Origin of the sequence: Bacterioplanoides pacificum (assembly GCF_042648445.1) — a bacterium.
GTDB lineage: Bacteria > Pseudomonadota > Gammaproteobacteria > Pseudomonadales > Oceanobacteraceae > Bacterioplanoides > Bacterioplanoides pacificum.
In genome coordinates, this window is record NZ_JBHRYB010000005.1 from 245,256 (window position 1) to 264,276 (window position 19,021).

Below are 19,021 nucleotides of genomic sequence, written 5' to 3' on the forward strand. Positions count from 1 at the left end.
TGTTATCACGACTGTGGTTATTGTGTGGTTACTGACTGTGCAGCTGCAGGTAGACCTGAATCACAGCAGCCGGGATGTTGCCACACATCTGATCGGACAATTCGATGTCTTCATCGATGTCGGCCATTTCCGGTTCGTCAGCAAACAGGCCGGAGGCATACATGATCGGGAACAAACCTTCGGCGACTTTATCCTCGTGTTCGGCGTACCAGTGTTCTTCCTGCAGCAGCACAGCGGTCATATAACCGATCGCCCAGCTTTCCAGTGGCGGTTCATCGTCTTCGTCATCTGCCAGGGTCAGATCGGCCGGAACCGGAAAGTCCTGACCGGAATCCAGCCAGGCCTGAATCTCTTTGCTGAGCTTCAGCATCAAATCGTTAACGCGGCTTTTTTCGTCGTTGCTGAAACCCAGCTGCTCATCAAAGGCACTGTCCCACACCTGGCGGATATCAAACTCAAGCGGCCCGGATAACAGGCCGGTGATCAGCCCGTGTACGGCAAAAAAATCAAAACTTTCCTGGCGTTCGGCTTCGGTTTCGAGCAAAACGCCCAGGGTTTCCAGCTCATCTTCACTGAGGGCTGGGATACTGTTGAGGTCAGACATACAATACTCCTGAATTTGCAGGCAATCCTATCAGGCTTATGGTCGCTCGAAAATCGTATCAACAACAAATGTCAGTGGATATTGCCGGTGAAGCGGTGGTTTTGCATATCCGCGCCATGCGGCGCAAGAGTTTGCGTCTGGGGGTTAACGAGCAGGGGGAGATTGACCTGCGTATTCCGCTGGGATGTGCCAAGGCGGAGGTGCTGGCTTTTGTTAATGCCAATGAAGGCTGGCTCAGGCAGCAGCGCCAGGCTCTGTTGCAGCGTCAGCAACAGCAGTTGCAGTGTTATACACTGCTGGGGAATGAGTTAGCGGTGCGGGTCAGCGCGCTGGATGAGTTTCTGGTTAGCGAACAGTGTATCTGGATTCCGGCTCACTGGGGGCACAGCGAGTTGCGCGAGCAGATGGACCGCTGGTTGCGGCCACAGGCGAGAAGCCAGTTTCAGCAGTTGATTGATTTGTGGTGGCCGTTGTTTCAGTCTTTTGCCACCCAGAAGCCAGTATTGCGGGTAAAAAAAATGCGCACTCGCTGGGGCAGTTTGTCCCAGCGGGGTTACATTAATCTGAATCTGGCACTGATGCAGCTGCCCCTTGAGTTGATTGAGCTGGTGGTGGTGCATGAATTATGTCATCTGCGACACTTTGATCATGGCCCGGGATTTAAGGCCTTGATGTCGGAGGTTTTACCCGACTGGCGGGCGCGTGAGCGGGAATTACAGGCCCGCTCTGCGCTGGTGTTGTGACGGCCTTCAGCGATTGCTGACGCTGGTGTTAATCCACACCTGGGAGTACCAGTAAAACCAGCCTTTGTGTTGTTTGCTTGGCGCGGTGCAGTTATAACGCCCGCGCCCGGCGGTGATGGCTTTGTTCGCCCGGGTGTTAATGGTTAATACCTGAATCTGCTGATCGTTACGACTGGCCACTACTTCGGTAGGAATTGCCCCTTCACCACTGGCGTAACACTGCACCTGCGAGCGATACAAATCATCAGAGGTTACCGTCAGAGTTAATGCTGGCGGATTGTTTTCGTTTAATAGCGGTTCCACTAACAGATCCTGCTGGTGGGGAAAGGCCAGGGTATTCAGTTTGGTTTTCAGGGTTTGCGGATTAGCGTATACGCCGGAGGCGGGAAATCGCGGCAGTGCCTGATGATTGGAATCTTTACCCACCGGACCAGACTGCTGGCCAAACGCAATAAAGCCCTGTTCCCTGACCCAGTCGGTGATGGCCAGATTAAATTCGCCGTAGGGATAAGCCAGCATTTTATGACTGACGCCCAGTTTATTTTCAATACGCTTTTCGGCTGTCAGAATTTCGCGTGTCAGCCATTCGTCCCAGCTTAACTCCGCGGGTTTTTCCAGCAGGTAAGGGTGACTGACACCATGATTAGCAATCAGGCCGCCGTGTTGTTGTAACTCGGCCAGTTGTTCCCAGCTCATGACTTTACTGTGTTGCTGATCAACCGCCTGGGTGTTAACAAACACGGTAAATGGCCAGGCGCGTTTTTTTAATGCCGGAAATGCGTTGTCGTAAATCGATAACCAGGCGTCATCAAAGGTGATCGCAACGGCGTTTAATGGCAGTTCGTCACCCTGGTCGAGTGTCTGGATGGCACTTTTCAGATCGATAATCTCTTTCCCTTGCTGCTCCAGCAACTGCATGTGTTGCTCAAACATGGCCGGGTCGATGCTGGTGACGGCCGGGGTTGTACTGTCGACGTGATGATACTGCAGAATCACCAGCGCCTGGGCCGGGACAGAAAAAAAGCCGGCCAGTGCCAGCGTTGTCAGAACGGTTTTTACGATTTTCATAGCCGCTTTCAGAATGAGTGAATGGTCAGGTATTGATATTAGCATCACTGATATAGGTTTGTGTGTTTTAAGCGCTGAAATGCCGCACTGATCTGGCGGAATTTAACGCTGTCGCCACCACGATCCGGGTGATGCTGCATGGCCAGACGGCGATATTGCTGACGGATTTGTTGCGCACTGACCGGTGGTTGCAGCTCAAGTGTGGCCAGGTCCTGATTCTGATGCATGGCATAATCCGGCCGGGTCATTTTTTTCCAGAACTGGTTCAGTAACTGTTCTACCTGTTCGCGGCTGGTTGCCAGGTTGTCCAGATCGAGATAATAGGCCTGCAGCGGATCAGCCGCGCACAGCTGGCCGTCTGGTTCACTGCCGGTGTTGCAGTGAGTTGTTGCTGAGAATGGCCGTCGCACGATGGCCAGGGCACTGATATCCAGCTCGCCGCTGCCATCGCTCAGCCATTGTATTTTCAGTCGGTAGAGGCAGTGCATCAGCAGAAAATTACAGCGGAATAACAGCAACGAATCCTGTAAGGCATCGGCATTAAAAATAGCCTGTTGCGGTTGTTGCAGCCATTTAATCAACTGATACAGGCTGGTGGGCTGATCCGTTTGCAGGTGGCTGGCCAGCAGTTCGCAGATAACGGCGATATCGTCTGTTGGAGGGTTGCTAGAGTGCATAACCGCACTCTAGCAGAGGCCATGTTAGCTGGGCAATCAGCTGTTATCTTCTTCTACCGCTTCATACAGGCGATCGAGAATATCCGGCATGGCCGAAATCACCCGGTTCCAGCTGGGAATAAAGGGGGTTTCCATCGGATTGGCGAGAAAATGTTCGCCGGCTTTCATAATGTTTTTAGCGAACAGCTCCACCGCTTTTTCTTCGGCGTGGCGATCCAGCTGCAGGCCGTTCATACGTGCATCGTTGTCGTAGGTTTCGATAAAATCCAGTGCGATACGGAAATAGGTGGCTTTTAACGAGCGGAAGGTTTCATTGCTGAAAACTTCGCCCTGGGTCGCCAGTTTACGGAAAATCGCTTTGCAGATATCAATGCTCATTTTCGATAAGCCGGCTGCGGCATCGTCGGCGGAAAGTGGCTGGTGTTTGTGGTCGTAGATGTCGGCGATGTCGACCTGGCAGATACGGTTGGTGGAATAATTGCGTTTCATTTCTGATAATACGCCGATTTCCAGTCCCCAGTCACTGGGGATACGGATATCGTTTAATACGTCGGCGCGCATGGAAAATTCGCCCGACAGCGGATAACGAAAGCTGTCGAGGTACTCGAGAAAATCGAGGGAGCCGTACACTTTTTTCAGTGCCCGTAATAACGGTGTGACTAACAACCGGCTGACCCGGCCATTCATTTTATGTTCGGCAATACGGGCGTAATAACCTTTGGCAAATTCATAATTAAACCCCGGGTTGGCGACCGGATAAATCAGCCGTGCCAGCATACTGCGATCATAAGTGACGATATCACAGTCGTGTAATGCGACCGATTCTGCGCGGCCGGAGGCCAGCACATAGCCATAGCAATACCAGACGTTGCGACCCTTACCCATTTCTTTAGGGGCCAGTCCTTCCTGTTGCAATAAGGCATCGATTTTTTTCAGCCTGGGGCCATCATTCCACAAAATACGGTGGTGTTGGGGCAGGCGGCCAAAGAATTCACGCGCATGCTGGTATTGTTGCTGGTCGGCACGATCCAGACCAATGACAATTTCATTCAGGTAAGGTACCTGAGTGATTTCTTCAATAATAGGATCCAGTGCCGGACCTTCTAATTCAGAATACAGCGACGGTAACACCAGCGACATTGGCCGGATACGGGAAAAACTTATCAGTTCTTTTTCCAGTTCTTCCAGCGGCCGGTCGGTCAGGTTGTGCAGGTTGGTAATAATACCGTTTTGATAAAAGTCAGCCACAGAACGCTCCTTAGTGCCGTGTTTAATAATGTTTTTCTAACCATGCCAGCAACGCCTGATTCCAGCCGGCGGGGCCGGGGGAGGTTGCTGTGATGGTCTGTGAATGGGTCAGTGTCAGCGGTTGTCCGCAGGCTGCGGGAATCACCACCGGCTGATCGCTCTGCTCTAACATATTGCGGTCATTTTCCCCGTCGCCCAGTGCGATCACACCAATCTGACTGGGCGCCAGCTGATACTGATGTGCGTAATAATTGCGGAAAAAGCCAATGGCGCTGGCTTTATCGGCATCCCCCATCAGGTGGTAAAAACGTCCGCCCTGAATCAGTTGCAGTTTATGTTGACGGATCAGCTGCCGGAATTGTTGCAGGCTGTGATCATCGCCCTGCCACAGCAGTGGTTCTGAGGCACAGCGCTGTTTTGCCAGCCACGCCTGTTGTTCATCGAGTCCGGTCATGGCGGCCACTTCACTGGCGGGCATGTCGTTAAAACTGCGGAAGCTGAAACCCTGCTGACGCGCCTGAAACAAGAACCGCAACAGGTCTGCGTAGGGCGTGGCAATAATTTCACTGTTGTAGTCCGCCTGATCCGTGCTGAAGCCGGCTGTTTCGGCATTATTTTTGGCGATAAACAGTGCACTGCCATTTTCACAAACAAAGGGTGATGAATTGCCCAGTTGCTGACGCAGCTGTACCACTTCAGCGAAGGTTTTGCTGGTGTTAAAAATACAGGGGATATTGTGTTGAGCCAGTAATGACAGGGATTCTTTGGCAGCCTCTGCCTGGTAATTATGATGATCGAGCAGAGTGCCATCGAGGTCGGTTAACACAATCCAGCGGCTGATCCGGGTAGGTGACATAAGTGGTGTCCTCATTCGTCAGCTGACGGTTTCAGTGTAGTGAATATCCGCTACCTGATGGTCTGAGTTCAGCTGTAATACCAGGTTTGCGTTATCCGGCATGGTTTGCAGGGCGTGTTCGGTCAGACGCTGATAGTGCTGAATAAAACGCTGCAGCTGTTGCTCATTGAGACCCGCGTCAGGCGTATGGCTGGCGCGCCGGTTATCCTGTTCCTGCTGGCTGCGCCACTGCTGCACGGCCTGCATGCCGGGCACCTGTAGCGTCAGCAGCCAGTTGATCTGGCTGAACCAGTTCTGGTAATCCCCTGCCAGCTGGCGGTTCACCCAGTGGCGCCAGCGGCCGTCGGGGTCCTCAGTGCGCTCCAGAGCGTTAATCGGGGTCAGCAGTTGCGACTGCGGTTGTGGGCGGCAACCCACGCACCAGCCCTCAAACAGAATCAGATCCAGCGGGCCGCGGACGCTGTGCCACTGTGCTGCCGGACAGCGGTCATCACGGATTTTGTCAAACGCCGGGTAGCTCAGTGGTTGGCCGGGCTGTAACTGACGTAGCTGTTCGAACAGGGTGATCCCGGCGTGGACGTCATGGGTGCCGGGAACGCCACGGGTAGCCAATAACGGGTGAATGTCTCTGGCGAGGCGCTGGCGTTCAGCTTTGCTGAGGTACAGGTCGTCGATGGAAATTACCGCAACCTGCCAGCCGAGTGCGGCCTGATATAACCTGGCCAGCGCGTTACTGAGTGTCGATTTCCCTGAGCCCTGGCCGCCATGAATACCAATAATGGCGGCCTGGTGATGGCTGTGGCGGTGGCTTTGGGCGCGCTGTGCAATCTCGCTGGCCAGGGGCAGCCAGATGTCGTTGGCCTGGGCACGCCAGGCGGCTGGCAACGACTGCCAGCAGGCACGACTGGCGGCCGTTAATCGTGGATCATTGTGTTGTAACCTTGCAGGCCAGAGTGCCATATAGTTTGATTCCTTCAGCGTTAACCAGAGCGGGACAGGGATTTCAGCTGTCCTTTGGCTAAAGCAGCGACTGTGCCAACTGCGTCCGGATAACGGATTACTGCGCAAAGGTGCAGGGCCGGGAATCGGTTTTCCTGGTGTAAATGCTTTAAACTGGTGCGCTCCCTGCTTGCTGTTGCTGACAGTGAGTCGTGATGACCCGTTATGGTGCGTACATTAAGGAAACGTTATGAGTCAGTCTGAACAACCCGCCGTCCCATCGCTACAACGTGTGGCTTATCAGGGCACGGCCGGGGCGTATTCCCATTTATCCTGCCGCAAAGTGTTTCCTGACTGGGAAGCGGTGGCCTGTGAAGACTTTCTTGCGGCACTGGATCTGGTGACCAATGGGTTTGCCGATCGTGCCATGATTCCGCTGGAAAACTCTACTGCCGGCCGGGTCGAAGAAATTTACCGCTTGATTCCGCGTACGCAGCTGCATGTGATTGGTGAGCATTTTGAGCCGGTTAATCATTGTTTATTGGCACTGCCCGGGGTGAAACTCACCGATATTGAAGAAGTGGCTTCCCACCCGCAGGCACTGGCGCAGTGTCATCAGCGGATTATTAATCTGGGGATGAAACCGGTGGCGATGCTGGATACCGCTATGGAAGCGGAAAAACTCAGCCACACCCGGGATCAGAAACGGGCAGCCATTGCTTCAGAGCTGGCAGCGGAACTGTATGGTCTGGAGATTCTGCACGATAATTTTCAGGATGTGATGGGCAATACCACACGTTTTCTGGTTTTCAGCCGTGAACCGCAGCATCAGCAATACCAGCCTGAGGTGAATTTCATCACCAGTATGTTGTTTGCCGTGCGTAATATTCCGGCGGCGTTGTATAAAGCGCTGGGCGGGTTTGCCACTAATGGCATTAACATGATTAAGCTGGAAAGTTATATGGACGGGGGCACGATGGAGGCCAGCCATTTTCATCTGGATGTATTGGCGCACCCGCAACAACCGGCGATGCTGCACGCGCTGGAGGAGCTGGAACATTTTTCCCGTGATTTGCGCATTCTGGGTACTTATCCGGCGCACGAATACCGCAACCGCAGCGCGTTTGTGTAACACCTGGCGGTGTTGGTTAACGCCGCCGGACAACAGCTACGCCTGTTGCTGTTGTCCGCCGGATGTGGCGAATTACATCGCCTGTCTGAATAATTCACATACCTGCTCAAAGCTCGGCTGAATCGGGTTAGTGAGACCACAGGCGTCTTTCATGGCGTTTTCTGCCAGTGTTGGAATGTCCTGTTCCTGCATCCCCAACTCTGCAACACCGGTAGGAATATTGACATCGGCGGCCAGCGCTTTAATCGCATCGATACATAATTGTGCCCCTTGTGCGGCGGTTTTTCCCTGGACCTCACAGCCCATGGCTGCGGCTACCTCAGTCAGCCGTTCACTGGCGACCTGGGCATTAAACTGCTGCACGTGAGGCAACAGAATGGCGTTGCAAACCCCGTGTGGTAAATCATAAAAGCCACCCAGCTGGTGGGCCATCGCATGGACGTATCCCAGCGAAGCGTTGTTAAACGCCATGCCGGCCATAAACTGGGCATAGGCCATTTTGTCGCGGGCTTCGGCGTTATTGCCGTCGCTGACGGCGGTGCGTAAATAACGGCTGATCAGGCTGATCGCGTGTAATGCATTGGCATCAGTAATGGGAGTGGCAGCGGTGGAGACATAAGCTTCGATGGCGTGGGTTAATGCATCCATACCGGTAGCCGCTGTCAGTGAGGCGGGCATACCCAGCATCAGATCCGGATCATTGACCGATAATACCGGTGTGGTGTGTTTATCCACGATGGCCATTTTCACATGGCGGCTGTCGTCGGTAATGATGCAGAAACGGGTCATTTCGCTGGCGGTACCGGCGGTGGTATTGATGGCAATCAGTGGCAACTGAGGTTTGGCCGACTGATCCACCCCCTCATAATCTTTAATGGAACCGCCGTTGGTCGCTACCAGAGCGATGCCTTTGGCGCAATCGTGTGGTGAGCCACCGCCGAGGGAAATCACACAATCACACTGGTTTTCCTGCAGAGCCGATAAGCCGTGCTCAACGTTGGTGGTGTTGGGGTTGGGTTTGACTTCGTCATAAACCACTGCAGCGACACCATGCTGCTGCAGTAAAGCGGTCACTTTTGCCACCACGCCCAGCTGCACCAGCGGCGCATCGGTAACGATCAGGGCTTTTTTAAAACCGTAAGACTGAACGGCTTTGGCAGCGTCCTGTAAACAGCCGCTGCCCATCAGGTTAACGGCCGGGATAAAAAAAGTGCTGACACTCATGGCGTATTTCTCGTATTGATTAAGTTGTGAATACGTTAGCCGCGAGTCCGCTGTCCTGCACTTGATGTATCGCAAGGTTTATAACGATAACGCCACCACTTACTTTTATTGACGTTTATTGCTGTGCCTGTTTCATCAATATTCCCTGATAAGGCTGTAATTGGTTTGGGATGTTCTGATGATGGGTGTTTTTTAGCGCCGTTGCTGTCTGACAGATGTTGGGCAGAGGTTGTGTGGTTGCAGAAAAATTCAGTACGATCAGCAATACGTCATGATTCAGCTGGCGTTGGTAAAGCAGGATATCCGGTTCACTGTCCAGCAACATTAAATCGCCACTGTGTAGCGCCGCGGTTTGTTTCCTTAACCAGATTAATTGCCGGTACCAGTTTAATAAACTGTCCGGCTCGGACTGTTGTTCGCTGACGCTGATACCGTTAACCGGCTGATGGGGTAACCAGTGGCTGGCGGTGCTGAATCCCGTGTGCTGCGGTTGCCAGAACATGGGTTTACGACAGCCATCGCGGCCATTGTGTAATGGCCAGTAACGTAAGCCAAGCGGATCCTGGATGTGTTTGCGCGCTACCGTTTGTTGCGGCATACCGAGTTCTTCGCCGTAATATAAGTAGGGCGTACCACGCAGGGTCAGCAGCAGTAACGCCAGTAATTTCAGTCTGGCCCGGGTTTGTTCGCCGCCGGCACCGTCTGCCTGATAGCGGCTGGCGTGGCGGACAAAGTCGTGATTGCTGAGGGTGTAGTTGGGCCAGTTCTGGTCGCCCAATAAATCCGACCATTTACGGATCACGTCAGCAAAGGCTTTTGCATTAAACGGACAACGTAAAAATTCAAAGTTAAATGCCTGGTGTAACTCGTCATTGTCGCCGTAATAACTGGCTGGCAGCTGGCTGTTAGCGTTATCTGCGAGCATAACTTCGCCAACCATCATGCGCTCCGGGTAAGCATCAAGCCACTGGCGCATGTCTTTTAATAATGCGTGCATTTCTGTCTGGTCGCGATCAAAAATATGCTGCTGGCGATCGTAGGGGCGGCCGATTTTAAACCATCGGGTCGGGTTATTACGCCAATGCTGATCTTTAAAATACAGGTTTACGACATCCAGCCGGAAACCGTCCACACCTTTATCCAGCCAGAACTCCATGACCTGTTTAATGGCTTTTTTAACTGCCGGATTACGCCAGTTTAAATCCGGCTGCTGGGGTAAAAATGAGTGGTAATACCAGGCTTGCCGGCCGTGGTGGTAACTCCAGCCTTTGCCACCAAAACAGCCCAGCCAGTTATTTGGGGCTTTATCGGCGGGGCCGGGGTGCCACAGATACCAGTCGGCTTTTTCTGAGTCGGGATTACAGCTTTCGATAAACCAGGGGTGTTGGTCGGAACTGTGATTAACCACTAAATCAATAATGATGCGGATATGACGCCGGTGGGCCTGGTGCAATAATTCATCAAAGTCGGCCATGCTGCCGAACAGCGGATCAATGGCGCAATAATCCTGAATGTCATAGCCGAAGTCAGCCATCGGTGACGGGTAAAAGGGGGATAGCCAGATGGCATCAATGCCGAGTGACTGCTCGCTGCCGTCGTTGAGGTAGTCGAGTCGCGAAATCAGCCCTGGCAGGTCGCCGATACCGTCGGGCTGGTGCGGGTTATCCTGAAAACTGCGTGGATAGATCTGATAAACAACGCCTTGTTTCCACCACGTCATGTTGTGCCACCCGCTGTTAAAAGCGCAGAGTTTAGCTGCGCGTTATTACAGCCGGGTGTCAGCGTTCCAGCTTTTGTGCCCGGTATTCACCCGGCGTCAGGCCCTGCCATTTTTTAAAGGCGCGGTGAAAGGTGCTGGCTTCAGTAAAGCCCAGGTGTTCGGCGATATCGCGAATATTGGCGTCCGGTTGGGTCAGCATCAGGCTGGCTTCTTCCATCCGGCATTCGTCTTTTAATTTCTGATAAGAGGTTTGTTCTTCGCTCAGCCGGCGGCGCAGGGTGGCGCCGGATACTTTCAGGTATTCGGAGGCTTCGTTCAGTGACGGTAAGGCATCCATCGGATATTGCCGGAATAACTGACGCAAACGGCCGGTCATGCTTTCGTGGGGATTCGGACGGGCGAGAAAATCCGCCGGTGAGGTCTCCAGAAAGGCCCGTAACGAGGCGGGTGTCTGACTGACCGGTAAAGACAACATCCGGGTAGGAATCAGCAGATACGTTTGTTGTTGTGAAAATTTAACCGGCGTGGCAAATAACACCTGATACAAGGCCGCATGGCGGGGTGGCGGATAGGCACAGCTGACTGACAACAGTGGAATGCCCTGGCCAACCAGCCAGCTGCTCAGGCGGTGCCAGATGGCTAATAACGACTCGCCAAGGAAAAAGTGCGGATCGTATTCCGGCCGGTGTTCGATGATGATTTTGCTCAGCCGTTTATCTTTTTCCAGCCGGATGTTTGGTGCGCCGTCGAATAAGGCATAAAAGTCCCGGGCGCGGTGCAGCGCGTGTTCCAGTGAGGAACAACTGATGATGGCTTTACACATCATACTGAAGGTGCCGAAGTGGGAGCGCACCGGCGCCAGTCCCATAAATTCATCATCGCAGGCGTGCCAGATGGTAAACAACAGGCGGGCGTAGTCGTCGTTGCTGATGTTCAGCTGGGGTTGTTGCAGGGCTTGCGGGTCAAGACCGGCACGGAGCCAGATATCGCGGCGGTTAAATCCCAGTGATTCGACGCCCCGTAACGGAGCATCGATAAATTCGTGCGGAATCATAGAACGACTGCTTGCCATGTTGACCTTTGAGCTGATTCAGAAGGCAGCAGTGTGAGCGAAAAGGTTATGCTGTTCAAGCCAGACTGATGTCTCAGGCTCAGAACTCTGACATTTTAGGGTGATACAGGGTGGTTTGATTGCCGCCTTGTTGTTTGGCATGTAACAGCGCTTTATTGGCAGCCAGCATCCATCTCAGATGGCTGTCAAAGCGATTGTTGATCTGAGCCAGGCCAATGCTGCTGGTTACCTGTACTGGCTGGTTGTTGGTGGCCACTTCGAGCTGGGCGATGTTATGACGCATGCGTTCGGCAAATTCGGTGGCACTGCTTTCATCACTGTCGATCAGTAATACCGCAAATAAATCCCCACCAAAACGACACAGGAAATCGGTCTGGCGGGTGGTCTGGCGTAATGATTCAGCCACCACTTTCAGAACCTGATCGCCGACATTATGGCCGAAACCGGCATTGATGTTACGCAGGTTATCGACGTCCAGAATGGCGATGGACGACGGCGTGCCGGAGCGGCGGCAGCGGGTGAACTCACGTTTCACGTCCTGTTCCCAGATCATCCGGTTATTCAGTTCGGTGAGGTGATCGGTCTGACTCAGTTCCGACAACGAACGCCCGGCATTTTCCGCGTCCTGGCGGTTCATCGCCACATCCGTAACGTCGTACACAATAATGCAGATATGGTCGACCTGTTTATCGACTGACTCCAGCGGAATAATGCTGGTGTTCTGATACATGTTGGCGGCGCGTCCGGTGATGGGGCGATAATTTTTAAATTTAAATAAATACGGTCGTTGTTCCCAGATGGTGAAGGTGCGGGTTTTCAGCTGAAATACCGCTTCGGATTTTTGTTTAAACCAGTCGCCGGGAATTTCCGGGCATAATTCAAATAAATTCTGGTCTTTGGCTTTTTGCGGGCTGATACCGCTGTGGCTCTCCATAAAACCGTTCCATAACTGGACATTGTAATTGTGGTCCAGCACGACCAGGCCAACGTCGATATTCTGCAGAATATCCATCAGCCAGTGAATGTCGCCCAGATCGATGTTGGCATTACTCATAGTGAATCCAGTGGTTGTCAGTCCAGCAAAAAGTCGATCACGGTGTTCAGTTTGGTTACCGAGTCTTCGGTAAATAACAACAATAAATCGCAGTCGATGTTGACGTGTTCCAGGGTGTAATGGATCTCGATGGCCAGGGTTTTACTCCATTGATGATTACCACTTTTTAAAATATCACTGACCTGGCAATGTTGCCCGAGTACCACCGGATGGCCCTGGTTAAAGTGAATTTCCAGTTGTTCGCCGATGCCGTGAATGCAGGCACCGATTAACAATGAGCTGACGTCCATCAGCAGCTCCAGCTCTCCCTGACGGTCGAGATCGCCCTGATAATTCATCAGGGTGGCGAGATCATGGAAGCTGGTGTCGTTAAACAGCAATAACGCTTCACCGGCAATGCCGGCGCCGATAAAGCCCTGGCATACGGCTGAGACCGCAGCGTCACTTTCGGCATCCTGGATGGCCATATGCAGCTCGCTGTTTTCGATCAGGTTGACTTTGGGCACCGGCAGGATGACGTAAGCGTCCAGCAGACGCGCCAGCCGGTCTGCTGCCTGACCCATAGCGACGTTGGTCAGTTCCTGATAGCAGTCGCGCTGGTCTTCGTTCAGGGAAACAGAAGTCATATCAGGCCTCGGTCAGAATGCCGTATTCAGTGAGGATGGTGCGGGCTTTGTCGGCATCAATGGGTTTTTTGATAAAGGCCATCGCCCCGAGTTTTTTAACCCGCTGCTGGGCGTCGGGCTGAATGTCGCCGGAAACGACCAGTACCATGGCTGGCAGATCTTCTTTACGAATGGTTTCCAGTACACCGTAACCGTCCAGATTCGGCATGGTCAGATCAAGAAACACCACCTCGCCGTTGCCATTGCGGATCTGTTCCAGGCCTTCGATACCATCGCCGGCAAAGCTGACTTCAACATCCCACTCCGGTGGCAATGCCCGCTTCATTTGTTTGCGTGCGAAGCTGGAATCATCGCAAATCAATACCTTGGTTGTCATAGTCGTTCAGAACACATTAAAGAATCTAATTAAGTTGTAGTTGCCGAACGACTAATGAGCAAATCCTCAGGGCGATAAAACCTCAGCGTTTATCGTAAACCGCGATCAGCTGACGGCTTAATGCCAGCAGGGTACCGTCCAGGGTGGCGATACGCGCTTCAGTATGGGCATAACCGTCGTGTGCCTGGCGGATTTCAGCTTCGTAATACAGGTATTCATCGCCGCCGATGGGACGCGCTAACTGAGCGATCGGATTCACCAGTTCAAGGCTCCAGGTCACGCTGGCACACGGGGCCGGTGCTTTCAGTTTTTGCAGCACCGTGGGGGGCCAGGCATCAATCAGTGCAACGAGATGTTCGTTACCCAGTTGTTGTGGGTGATCGGCAAAACGCATCAGGCCGCGAATGTGATTCAGTGGGCTGTTAGTGAACGGAAACTGCCCCTGATGATAAATAAAATCGATATGTTGCACGAACTCGGGTGTCAGTCCTGCAATATAAGGCAACTGTTTGCCGTCCTGTGGCTGTAATACCTCCATCGGCTCCGGGTTGACCCGGATGTCAGAATCCCGACCCTGACCAAAGCAGGCATTTACCAGTGTGGTAACCTTACTATCCTGTAACAGCTGGCCCTGCCAATGGCTGGTGGACTTGCCGGAGCGGATTTCCTGGCTGTGGATATGACAGTCCTGTTCAGTAAGCAGCGGGCCACAAAAAGCGATGTTCAGTGAGCGCAGCTGGCCAGCCTGAGGAGTTTGTTGTTGCAGGCGGGTCAGAATCAGCGCCGCCGACATGCCACCAAAAGTGGTCCGGCCCTGGCCCCAGCTGGCATCTAACCGAAACTGTGGTTGTTGCCTGACCTGCTGCAAATAAAAGTCCAGATTGTTCAGTTGTGCGCTCATCGGTGATCTCCCGGGTAACTAGGGATTGACGAAAATCATAAGTTTACGCTGTAAACACTGAATCATTCAATTGCGCCGCCGCTGGCTGCGGCTGGCTGACGAATAGGTCAGTCGAATGCGGCAAATTCATCATTGCGGATTCTGCTGAATCCGGTATAACCGCGCTCCTTGTTCAAGAGGTAAGCCTTATGACAACAGGATTAATTAAGACCCGGGCGGAACGTTTCCTGGCAACGCTGCGCCATTGCCAGGTGCTCGGGCTGGTCGTCGAAGACGCCAGCGAAGACAGTGTCACCATGCGTTTACCCTACAGCGCTCAGATTGTGGGCAACCCGATTCAGGGAACGGTACACGGTGGCAGCCTGACCACGTTAATGGATACCGCCTGTGGTACTGCGGTATTTTCAGTATTACCCGGTTTTGAGTTATGTCCGACGCTGGATTTGCGGATGGACTATATGAAAGCCGCAACATCCGGACTGGACCTGTTAGCGGTCGCGGAAGTCACCCGTATTGCGTCCAGCGTCGTTTTTACCGAATGCAGTGTGTATCAGGAACAGGATGGTCAGCCCGGCGATTTAATTGCTAAATGTGCCGCTACTTTTATGCGTATTGGTGCCAATATGACGCCGCCGGAATTCCGTGCCCGCATCGAACATGGGGATGAAGTATGAATAACGATTCGTCCGGGATTATGACCCCCGCTGACAGCCGCTTTGAAGATGTGTTGCGTGAGGCGCAGCAAAGCGGCGAGTTTCAGCCGCTGGTGGATCAGATCCCCTACGCCAATTTAATTGGCCTGAAATTTCAGCAGTTAGGCAAAGACGTGTTATTTCAGTTGCCCAAAAACGACGACAATATTGGTAATCCGATTTTGCCGGCCATTCACGGCGGTGTGATTGGCGGTTTTATGGAGTTGGCCGCGTCGTTGCATCTGATGATGAATATGGATTGTGGAACTCTGCCGAAAATGATCGACTTTTCACTCGATTATTTACGCGCCGGGCGCCATCAGGATACCTACGCTGAATGCCAGGTCTGGCGTCAGGGCAGCCGGGTGGCCAACGTGGCTATTAACGCCTGGCAAAATGAACGGGCCAGTCCGATTGCCACGGCCCGGGCACATTTTTTATTAACGAAATAACGCCCGCCGAATTGTTCGTTTGCCATTCTCCGTACCGCCCGGTACGGAGAGGGTGTTTATTGCTGTTGCTCTACTGATCGCCTTGTTAAAATCGTCGCTCCACGCTAAGGAGTGATGTCATGTTATACCGTAAATTAGGTCGTACCGGCCTGGAAGTCAGTCTGATTGGTTTAGGAACCATGACCTGGGGGAAACAAAATACCCAGGCCGAAGGTTTCGAGCAGATGGATTATGCGCTGGAGCGTGGCATTAACTTTTTCGACACCGCCGAGATGTACGCCATTCCGCCGTCCCCCGACACCTATGGCACCACAGAAACGATTATCGGTAACTGGTTTCAGCAGCGTGGTCAGCGCGATAAAGTAATCCTGGCCAGTAAAATCACCGGTCCTGGTCTGGCCTGGGTCCGGGGTGGCGATGTGATTAACCGCGACAATATTATCAAAGCGGTTGAAGGCAGCCTGACGCGGTTACAAACCGACTATATCGACCTGTATCAGATGCACTGGCCGAATCGTGGCTCGTATCATTTTGGCAAAACCTGGGGTTTTGCACCGGATTTTGATGCAGCCCGAGAGCAGGATGATTTTCTGCAGATCCTGCATACCTTTGATGACTTAATTCGGCAGGGCAAAATCCGCCATGTCGGATTGTCGAATGAAACGGCCTGGGGCACACAAAAATGGCTGCAGCTGGCAGAGCAGCATCAGCTGCCGCGGATGGCCAGTATTCAGAATGAATATTCGTTATTGTGTCGCCACTTTGAACCGGATCTGAGTGAAATATCGCTGGCCGAAGACTGTGGTTTATTGGCCTGGTCACCGCTGACCCGTGGCATCATCAGTGGCAAATATCTGCATGGTGCCCGCCCGGAAGGGGCACGTTTAACCATTGAAACCCGGGCCGAACATCGTGCCGGTGCGCAGCTGGATGCGGCAGTTGAACGTTATATCGAGCTGGCCAGACAGCACCAGCTGGATGTTTGTCAAATGGCGCTGGCATTCGTAAACAGCAAACCTTTTGTGGCGTCGAACCTGATTGGTGCCACCAATATGCAGCAGTTAAAAACTAATATCGATGCCATTGATGTTACTTTGTCAGATGAGGTGATGGCCGGTATTGAAGCCATCCGGCGTGATTATCCGGCGCCGTTTTAATACGGGTAACAAGGATCAGCTAATGGTAACGGAGTAAGTATGGCAACCATGAATTGGCAGCAGTTGTTATCGCCGCTGCGTTTTGGTGAGCCTCAGGGCAAACTGGCGCTTGATCTCGGCCGTTCGCCTTTCCATAAGGATTACGACCGGATTATTTTTTCTTCGGCATTTCGCCGTCTGGATCGTAAAACCCAGGTTCATCCGTTATCGGAAAATGATCATGTGCACAGCCGTTTAACGCACAGCCTGGAGGTTGGTTGCGTCGGACGTTCATTGGGCACCCGGGTTGGCGAAGCGCTGCAGTCGCAGCTGCCGGAGGATATCCGTGCTGCCGATGTCGGCGCGCTGGTACAGGCCGCGTGTCTGGCACACGATATCGGCAACCCGCCTTATGGTCATACCGGGGAAGATGCCATTCGCCACTGGTTTCAGGATCCGGAAAATGCCCATTTTCTATGCGGCCTGAATGAAGCCGAAAAAAACGATCTGCAAACTTTTGAGGGTAATGCTCAGGGCTTCCGGATTGTTACTCAGGTGGAATACCACCGCTTTCAGGGGGGGATGCGGCTGACCTATGGCACACTCGGAGCATTTCTGAAATATCCCTGGACGTCGGATTATGTCGCCCGGGGAACACGCAAGAAATTTGGTTGTTATCAGACCGAGTTGCCTATCCTGCGGGAAGTGGCTGACACACTGGGATTATTGCCAGACGGTGACAATGCCTGGTGTCGCCACCCGCTGGTGTATCTGCTGGAAGCTGCTGATGACATCTGTTACGGCCTGATCGATCTGGAAGACGGTATTGAAATGGGCTTATTGCGGTATCAGGAGGTCGAGGATTTATTACGGCCATTGCTGGCCGATGACTGGCAGCAGTCCTGCATCGATCTTGATCAGGCCGATAACGATCGCCGGCGTTTGCAGATGTTACGCGGCCAGGTGATGGAGGCGATGGTGACGGCCGTTAGTCAGGCCTTTGTGCAACAGCAAGCGGCGTTATTATCCGGCACATTAAACGGTGATCTGGTGGATTATTGCGATGGCCCGGTAGCGGCTGTGGTGAATGCGGCAAAAGAGCTGGCACGTAAACGTATTTTTAAAGATGTGCGCAAATTATCGGTGGAAATCGGTTCATATTCGACGCTGGGTATTTTGCTGGAGGCTTTTTTAACGGCGGTTCGGGAGCGGGTAGAAAAAGGTCAGGCGACCTTCCGTAATCAGCGGGTGCTGGAGTTAATGGGTAAGTCGGCGCCTCAGGCGGACTGGAGTTTGTATCAGGCGTATATGCGTGCCATCGATTATATCTCCGGTATGACGGATAACTACGCCGCTGATCTGGCGCGCCAGTTTTCCGGTTATCAGCCGCCTCAGCTGAGCTGATGGATATTCCCGGGTGCCAGCTTGTCGTTCGCCGCAGCATGTTGTTGCGGCTGTTCAGTCAGGCGCTTTTGTGTCCGTTTCTGCCACTTTTTCTCGGCTTTATTCAGGTGTTTTAACAGCAGTTTTCCCAGTTTGGGCACCAGTGCCGGTGGCAGATCATGGCCCATGCCGGGAATGATTTTTAATTTCGCTTTGCGGATCGAGCGGGCGGTATCCTGGCCCAGCCGCGCTGGAATCAGTGGATCATCAGAACCGTGGATCACCAGCGTCGGGGTTTTGATTTTTTTTAATAAGTGGCGGCGGTCACCGGCGGCGGTAATCGCCACCAGCTGGCGCTTGAAGCCACAGGGTGAACCGGCACGATCAAAACTGGTTTCAGCCAGCTGGCGCAGTTCCATCTCATCCATCGGGTAAGCCGGGGAGCCAATTAAGCGATTCATGCGCATGGTATAACGAATGGATGCTTCACGGTTGAACGGGGTGGGCCGTTTAGCCAGTTGCAGTAGGACTTTCAGTTTCGGGTCCGGCAGGCCGGGGGCCCGGCCTGCCGACATAATGGACGTCAGGCTGCGCACCCGTTTGCGTTTTTTCGCCGCCAGTATCTGGGCGATCATCCCACCCATCGACGCGCCCACCAGATGAGCGCTGTCTGTTTCCAGCGTATCCATCAGCGCCACTACGTCACGGCTCATATCTTTCAGGGTATAAGGAATCTGCGCTTTACGTTGCATCTTCTGCTGCACCCAGGCTTTCAGCAGGCTTGGGCTGCCATGCTGCTTCAGATGACTGGAGTGACCGACGTCGCGGTTGTCGAAGCGCACCACAAAATAGCCCTTGTTGCTCAGTAGCTGGCATAACGAATCGGGCCAGACCCGCATCTGGGCACCCAGTCCCATAATGAGGATGACACACGGGTGTTGTCGCTGGCCGAAGGTTTCATAGGCCAGCTCGATGCCATCGGAGGTAACAAAATGCTTCATGGTGGCGTTGCATATCCGCGATTGCTGAAAGGCATAGAGTAATAAAGAGTTTAGTCGCTCGCGTAAAGAAGATCAGGCGGTTAGAATGCGTTTTCTTATTGTTGCTTGTTATAAGAC

General features: G+C 53.0%; 20 protein-coding genes. 6 read left to right on the plus strand and 14 right to left on the minus strand.

Annotation, left to right across the window (positions count from 1 at the left end; translation table 11 throughout):
• Positions 1-28: 28 nt before the first annotated feature.
• A complete protein-coding gene (locus ACFOMG_RS05755; RefSeq protein WP_376865357.1) occupies positions 29-604 on the minus strand; it encodes a YecA/YgfB family protein in 576 nt (191 codons plus the stop codon).
• A 38-nt stretch (positions 605-642) separates the two neighbouring features.
• On the opposite strand from ACFOMG_RS05755, the gene ACFOMG_RS05760 reads away from it, so the two are divergent.
• The gene (locus ACFOMG_RS05760) at positions 643-1,347 is read left to right on the plus strand and encodes a M48 family metallopeptidase (RefSeq protein WP_376865358.1); all 705 of its coding nucleotides are present in this window, start codon (positions 643-645) and stop codon (positions 1,345-1,347) included.
• Positions 1,348-1,353: 6 nt separating this feature from the next.
• Here the strand turns inward: ACFOMG_RS05760 and ACFOMG_RS05765 are convergent, their stop codons facing one another.
• The 5 genes from ACFOMG_RS05765 to ACFOMG_RS05785 are packed head-to-tail and all read right to left on the minus strand — an operon-like array spanning position 1,354 to position 6,156.
• Positions 1,354-2,415, minus strand: a complete 1,062-nt coding sequence (locus ACFOMG_RS05765; protein ID WP_376865359.1) for a polysaccharide deacetylase family protein — start codon at positions 2,413-2,415, stop codon at positions 1,354-1,356.
• A gap of 44 nt (positions 2,416-2,459) precedes the next feature.
• Positions 2,460-3,092 carry a DNA-J related domain-containing protein gene (locus tag ACFOMG_RS05770; protein ID WP_376865360.1) on the minus strand — a complete coding sequence of 211 codons (633 nt, stop codon included), beginning with the start codon at positions 3,090-3,092 and terminating at the stop codon, positions 2,460-2,462.
• A 36-nt stretch (positions 3,093-3,128) separates the two neighbouring features.
• On the minus strand, positions 3,129-4,340 hold the full coding sequence (locus ACFOMG_RS05775; protein WP_376865361.1) for a glycosyl transferase: 1,212 nt from the start codon (positions 4,338-4,340) through the stop codon (positions 3,129-3,131).
• A gap of 22 nt (positions 4,341-4,362) precedes the next feature.
• Positions 4,363-5,196, minus strand: a complete 834-nt coding sequence (locus tag ACFOMG_RS05780; protein ID WP_376865363.1) for an HAD-IIB family hydrolase — start codon at positions 5,194-5,196, stop codon at positions 4,363-4,365.
• Between the two features lie 18 nt (positions 5,197-5,214).
• Entirely contained in the window at positions 5,215-6,156 is a 942-nt protein-coding gene (locus ACFOMG_RS05785; RefSeq protein WP_376865365.1) for a hypothetical protein, read from the minus strand.
• Between the two features lie 229 nt (positions 6,157-6,385).
• Here ACFOMG_RS05785 and ACFOMG_RS05790 point away from each other — a divergent pair, with 229 nt between their 5' ends.
• The gene (locus ACFOMG_RS05790; RefSeq protein ID WP_376865366.1) at positions 6,386-7,267 is read left to right on the plus strand and encodes a prephenate dehydratase; all 882 of its coding nucleotides are present in this window, start codon (positions 6,386-6,388) and stop codon (positions 7,265-7,267) included.
• A gap of 72 nt (positions 7,268-7,339) precedes the next feature.
• Here the strand turns inward: ACFOMG_RS05790 and yiaY are convergent, their stop codons facing one another.
• From yiaY to ACFOMG_RS05825, 7 genes are all read right to left on the minus strand, one after another.
• The gene (gene yiaY / locus ACFOMG_RS05795; RefSeq protein ID WP_376865367.1) at positions 7,340-8,491 is read right to left on the minus strand and encodes an L-threonine dehydrogenase; all 1,152 of its coding nucleotides are present in this window, start codon (positions 8,489-8,491) and stop codon (positions 7,340-7,342) included.
• 115 nt (positions 8,492-8,606) lie between these two features.
• Entirely contained in the window at positions 8,607-10,211 is a 1,605-nt protein-coding gene (locus ACFOMG_RS05800) for an alpha-amylase family glycosyl hydrolase (protein ID WP_376865368.1), read from the minus strand.
• A gap of 58 nt (positions 10,212-10,269) precedes the next feature.
• Positions 10,270-11,265, minus strand: coding sequence for an AraC family transcriptional regulator (locus ACFOMG_RS05805; protein WP_376865369.1), 996 nt, complete (start codon positions 11,263-11,265; stop codon positions 10,270-10,272).
• 97 nt (positions 11,266-11,362) lie between these two features.
• Positions 11,363-12,337 (minus strand): GGDEF domain-containing protein, encoded by a 975-nt coding sequence (locus tag ACFOMG_RS05810; protein ID WP_376865371.1) that lies wholly within the window; start codon positions 12,335-12,337, stop codon positions 11,363-11,365.
• A gap of 17 nt (positions 12,338-12,354) precedes the next feature.
• Complete coding sequence (locus tag ACFOMG_RS05815) at positions 12,355-12,963, minus strand: histidine kinase (protein ID WP_376865372.1); 609 nt, start codon at positions 12,961-12,963, stop codon at positions 12,355-12,357.
• A 1-nt stretch (position 12,964) separates the two neighbouring features.
• Complete coding sequence (locus ACFOMG_RS05820) at positions 12,965-13,339, minus strand: response regulator (RefSeq protein WP_376865373.1); 375 nt, start codon at positions 13,337-13,339, stop codon at positions 12,965-12,967.
• A gap of 82 nt (positions 13,340-13,421) precedes the next feature.
• Positions 13,422-14,240 (minus strand): acyl-CoA thioesterase, encoded by an 819-nt coding sequence (locus ACFOMG_RS05825; protein WP_376865374.1) that lies wholly within the window; start codon positions 14,238-14,240, stop codon positions 13,422-13,424.
• 188 nt (positions 14,241-14,428) lie between these two features.
• Here ACFOMG_RS05825 and ACFOMG_RS05830 point away from each other — a divergent pair, with 188 nt between their 5' ends.
• From ACFOMG_RS05830 to ACFOMG_RS05845, 4 genes are all read left to right on the plus strand, one after another.
• Complete coding sequence (locus tag ACFOMG_RS05830) at positions 14,429-14,914, plus strand: PaaI family thioesterase (RefSeq protein ID WP_376865375.1); 486 nt, start codon at positions 14,429-14,431, stop codon at positions 14,912-14,914.
• Complete coding sequence (locus tag ACFOMG_RS05835; protein ID WP_376865376.1) at positions 14,911-15,384, plus strand: PaaI family thioesterase; 474 nt, start codon at positions 14,911-14,913, stop codon at positions 15,382-15,384. Before ACFOMG_RS05830 ends, ACFOMG_RS05835 begins: the two co-directional genes overlap by 4 nt.
• A gap of 119 nt (positions 15,385-15,503) precedes the next feature.
• Complete coding sequence (locus ACFOMG_RS05840) at positions 15,504-16,541, plus strand: aldo/keto reductase (protein ID WP_376865377.1); 1,038 nt, start codon at positions 15,504-15,506, stop codon at positions 16,539-16,541.
• A 39-nt stretch (positions 16,542-16,580) separates the two neighbouring features.
• On the plus strand, positions 16,581-17,924 hold the full coding sequence (locus ACFOMG_RS05845; RefSeq protein WP_376865378.1) for a deoxyguanosinetriphosphate triphosphohydrolase: 1,344 nt from the start codon (positions 16,581-16,583) through the stop codon (positions 17,922-17,924).
• Here the strand turns inward: ACFOMG_RS05845 and ACFOMG_RS05850 are convergent.
• Positions 17,912-18,904: an alpha/beta fold hydrolase gene (locus ACFOMG_RS05850; RefSeq protein WP_376865379.1), complete on the minus strand. Its 993-nt coding sequence runs from the start codon at positions 18,902-18,904 to the stop codon at positions 17,912-17,914. The genes ACFOMG_RS05845 and ACFOMG_RS05850 overlap by 13 nt on opposite strands.
• Positions 18,905-19,021: the final 117 nt, after the last annotated feature.